4 protein-coding genes and 1 pseudogene are annotated in these 3,780 nt (G+C 59.1%); 1 reads left to right on the top strand and 4 read right to left on the bottom strand.

Translation table 11 applies throughout. The features are described from left to right. Together NW820_RS00170 and NW820_RS00165 are read right to left on the bottom strand one after the other, a co-directional pair. Positions 1-194, bottom strand: a pseudogene (locus NW820_RS00170) (hypothetical protein); the annotation flags it as partial. A gap of 33 nt (positions 195-227) precedes the next feature. Then, the gene (locus NW820_RS00165; RefSeq protein WP_414329503.1) at positions 228-881 is read right to left on the bottom strand and encodes a cobalt-precorrin-8X methylmutase; all 654 of its coding nucleotides are present in this window, start codon (positions 879-881) and stop codon (positions 228-230) included. A gap of 101 nt (positions 882-982) precedes the next feature. On the opposite strand from NW820_RS00165, the gene NW820_RS00160 reads away from it, so the two are divergent. Next, the gene (locus tag NW820_RS00160) at positions 983-2,101 is read left to right on the top strand and encodes an alpha/beta fold hydrolase (RefSeq protein WP_414406341.1); all 1,119 of its coding nucleotides are present in this window, start codon (positions 983-985) and stop codon (positions 2,099-2,101) included. Between the two features lie 126 nt (positions 2,102-2,227). On the opposite strand, the gene NW820_RS00155 is transcribed toward NW820_RS00160, so the two are convergent. Further along, positions 2,228-2,875 (bottom strand): flavin prenyltransferase UbiX, encoded by a 648-nt coding sequence (locus tag NW820_RS00155; RefSeq protein ID WP_011431889.1) that lies wholly within the window; start codon positions 2,873-2,875, stop codon positions 2,228-2,230. 166 nt (positions 2,876-3,041) lie between these two features. Beyond that, positions 3,042-3,572: a hypothetical protein gene (locus NW820_RS00150; protein ID WP_238376845.1), complete on the bottom strand. Its 531-nt coding sequence runs from the start codon at positions 3,570-3,572 to the stop codon at positions 3,042-3,044. Positions 3,573-3,780 lie beyond the last annotated feature (208 nt).

Below are 3,780 nucleotides of genomic sequence, written 5' to 3'. Positions count from 1 at the left end.
GCCTCAAAGCGCTCGGCAGATCGTTGCTGTTCAGCCCGGATCTCGGAGATTTGGGCTGCAAAGCCCTGCCGCATCTCAACCATCTGAGCCTCAAAGCGCTCAGCCGACCGCTGCTGCTCGGCCCGCATTTCTTGGATTTGTTCTTGTTGTTGCTGAAGGTTGCGAATCAGCCACTCCTCTTGTTCTGGGGTCATGGGAAAGGTCTGAAGATATCCCTTCAATTCTAGTCAGTTGGGGATGGGATCCCGTTGAGCTGCCAAGAGAAGGGCATTGACAATGGCAGCAGCAACTGGGGATCCGCCTTTGCGGCCCTCCACCCGAATCTGGGGAACATCCGTTTGCGCCAACGCCTGCTTGGCCTCTTCCACCGCCACAAATCCCACCGGCACTCCGATCACCAAAGCCGGCTTGACCCGCTGTGCCCGAATCTCCTCCACCAAAGCCAGCAACGCGGTGGGGGCATTGCCAACGACAAACAGGGCTTCTGGATAGCGGCGTGCCAAGTTCACCATCCCATTGGCGGCGCGGGTTTGACCGGGCCAACGGGGCTCCTCCACCCAGTCCAAAGCACAGTAGAGGGGGATCCCTTGGGCTTTCAGACCTGACTGGATCCCAGCTGCCACCATCCTGACATCGACAATGACAGGCTGCTTTTGCCGTAGGGCTGCCAGGGCGTGTTCAACGGCGTTGGGGCCGAAGAAAAAGCGATCCCGCAGCTCAAAGTCGGCAGTGGCATGAATGGCACGGCGCACCACCTCATAAGGGATCCCTTGCCAGGGGTGGGGGCCGATCTCCTGATCGATCTGGCGAAAGCTGGCAGCGGTAATCGGGTCTATCCCGAAGGCTTCATCCATTGGGTCTGGGGTTATGGACACAGTCATGCTGGCATGTCCTGGAAGATATAGAAGAACCGGTGGCAAAGTACGTCCTATTAAATGATGAGCCGAGGAAACCACTAAGATTGGTCTAGCCTAAATTGGAGATGAGCCTATTGTTATCACCCACTTCTCCCTTGCACGGACTCGACTCCCATCCTTCCCCTTCTGCTCCCGTCGGCGCCAATTCCGTTGGCGCTCCCGGTTTCTCCTCTGTTGATGCGCCCCCCCCTTCCCCAATGGGTAGCGACAGGGATCCCTTGTCGGCTTTGCCTCGCTACGGCTACTCCCAAACCTGGCATTGGCGGGGCTGGCCCATCCATTTCACCTACACCCCCAGTCGCGCCCAAACCCTTGCCGGTGTCGTCAACTTGACGGCAGCTCCGGCCCTTTTAATCCATGGATTTGGAGCGTCAGTGGGTCATTGGCGCCACAACATTCTCCCTCTGGGATCCCAGCGCTCCGTCTATGCCCTCGACCTGCTGGGATTTGGCAAGAGTGCCAAGCCGGAGATTGCCTACAGCGTTGATCTGTGGGTGGAGCAGGTACACGAGTTTTGGCAAACTCACATTCAGCAGCCCAGCATCCTGGTGGGCCATTCCATCGGGGGCTTGGTGGGAGTCATTGCCGCCGCCCGCTATCCCCAGATGGTGAAGGGCCTGTGCTTGATTAGCTGCGCCGATGGGCCCCATCCGGAAGAATTGCCCTCTCCCTGGGATGCTCTGGTGCGAGCCCTCTGCGAAGGGATTCTGTCGTTGCTGGGGTGCCCCCTCACTTATCCCCACCTCTTCAACTGGCTGCGACAAACCGAGGTGCTACGAGCTTGGATCAAGAATGTCTACAAGCGGGATGAGCAGGTGGATGACGAGCTGGTGCAGATCTTCCAGAGACCGGCCTTTGAGCCGGGGGCAGCCCACGTGTTTTTGGACGGTCTGAGGGCCATTCTCTGCCGCCGCTTCGACAGCCCCAAACGCCTGCTGCCCACCCTAAAAATGCCTATCTTGCTACTTTGGGGCCGAGAAGATCCGGCAGTGCCCAGTTTTTTGGCAGACCAATTTAAGCGCTGGCAACCTGCCCTCACCTTGGTGAAGCTGCCGGGAGTAGGCCACTGCGCCCACGACGAGCTGCCTCACTGGGTCAACACCCTCATCGGGGAATGGGCGGCCAGTCTGGAGACCTGCCCTGACTTGCCCACCCCCCTTCAGCGGGATCCCCGAGTCGGCTAGCTCAGCAAGTGATCTGAGCTATTCCCGGCAAGGTGCCACAAGTGAGGGCTATCGGCACAGGGCCCCCCCCAGCTTGGAACACCCCCAAGCCAAATCCCAGCCTGCCGCCGGGAAAAGGGATCCCGCTCAGAGATCAGGGGGCAGCTTGAGGATCTGATGCTGGCGCATCCCCTGCCAGCGGCGAATGAGATCGCCATCAATACCGAACTGATCCAACGCCTTCACCACCACAAAATCCACCAAATCTAGGATGGTACGCGGCTGGTGGTACCAAGCTGGAATGGCCGGAACAATGCGCGCCCCCGCTTCTGCCAGAGTGGTCAAGTTGCGCAGGTGGATCAGGCTAAAGGGGGTTTCCCGCGGCACCACCACCAAGCGTCGTCCCTCCTTGAGCTGCACATCAGCAGCCCGCTCCAGCAGATCCGAGCTCAAGCCGGCAGCCAACTTGGCAACTGTACCCATGCTGCACGGGATCACCAACATCCCCTGCGTGCGATAGGAGCCACTGGCAATGGTTGCCCCCACATCCTGCCAGCGATGACAAACTAGGGATCCACCGCTGCTCTCGGCTTGCTGTCGCCAAAAGTGGGCCTGCTTGCGGGGGTCTGTCGGCAGCAGCACCCCTTGTTCTCCCTGCCACACCTGATAGGCCGCTTTGGAGGCCACCACTTCGACGCGGTAGTCCAGGCTGAGCAGAACATGCAGAGCGCGCACAGCATAGAGCATCCCTGAAGCGCCTGATACGCCAAGGATGATGGGCAGAGAGGATGTCAAGGGCCGCTGGGGAACGTCTTCTGCTCAAGTCTAGCGAGGGGAGCCGTCCCTCGCCTGCTCAGGAGATCCCTAACCCACCGCTCCAAAAGACTTGCACAACGCGGGATAAAAATGCTCCTGGCACAGGTTGAAGGCAGCGCTCAAGCCCCAGTCTGACTCTTCTCTGTTAGGTCTGCAGATTTTGCCGCCCGTTGCGGATCACCCGCAAGGACTCCACCAACCGCAACTCCAAGTCTTGCAACACCTGATCCACGTAACGGTGGGCCTCCCGCTGCAGGCGCTCCGATTCCTGCAGTGTCTGTCGCCGCACCTCCTCACTATGTTGATAGGCTTGTTGCAATAACTGCTCCGCCTGAGCTTGGGCCTGTCGCAGAATCGCCGATTCGTTGAGGAGCTGCTCAGCCCTACGTTGGGCCGCGGCCACAATTTCTTGGGCGTAGCGATTGGCCTCTGCCAAGATCCGATCCCGCTGGCGCAGCAGTTCCTCCGCTTCCTCCAGGGCTGTCGGCAGGTTCAGGCGGATAAAGTCTAACTGCTCCAGAATCTTTTCCTCTTCAATAAGGGTGCGAGACCAAAACAGGCGAGGGCTACTGAGAATGGCTGCCTCCAATTGATCCAGGGCCTCCTGGACGCGCATCAGAGCCAGGGTCTGATCCCCAAAGGGTACGCCGGCACGATTGGAAGGATCAGAGGGCAATTCTCGCATCAGTCTATGAAGAGGGGAGGCTGCACTGAGCAAAAGAGCAGATCAGGCAGGATAACGCCTACCATATCAGGTTCTCGGTTTCCTGAATCTGCGCAGTCTCCCCTTCGCTCCAACCACTCTTCGTGAAGTAGATGTTCTTTTTGATATGAGGGGACGATGGACTTTCTCCCTCGCGGAGGCTGTGAGCCAAGCGGCAGAG

Source organism: Synechococcus sp. R55.7, assembly GCF_047461955.1.
Taxonomy (GTDB): domain Bacteria; phylum Cyanobacteriota; class Cyanobacteriia; order Thermostichales; family Thermostichaceae; genus Thermostichus.
Note: the sequence above shows the minus strand (reverse complement) of the source record. Positions and strands in the feature narration are given on the sequence as shown.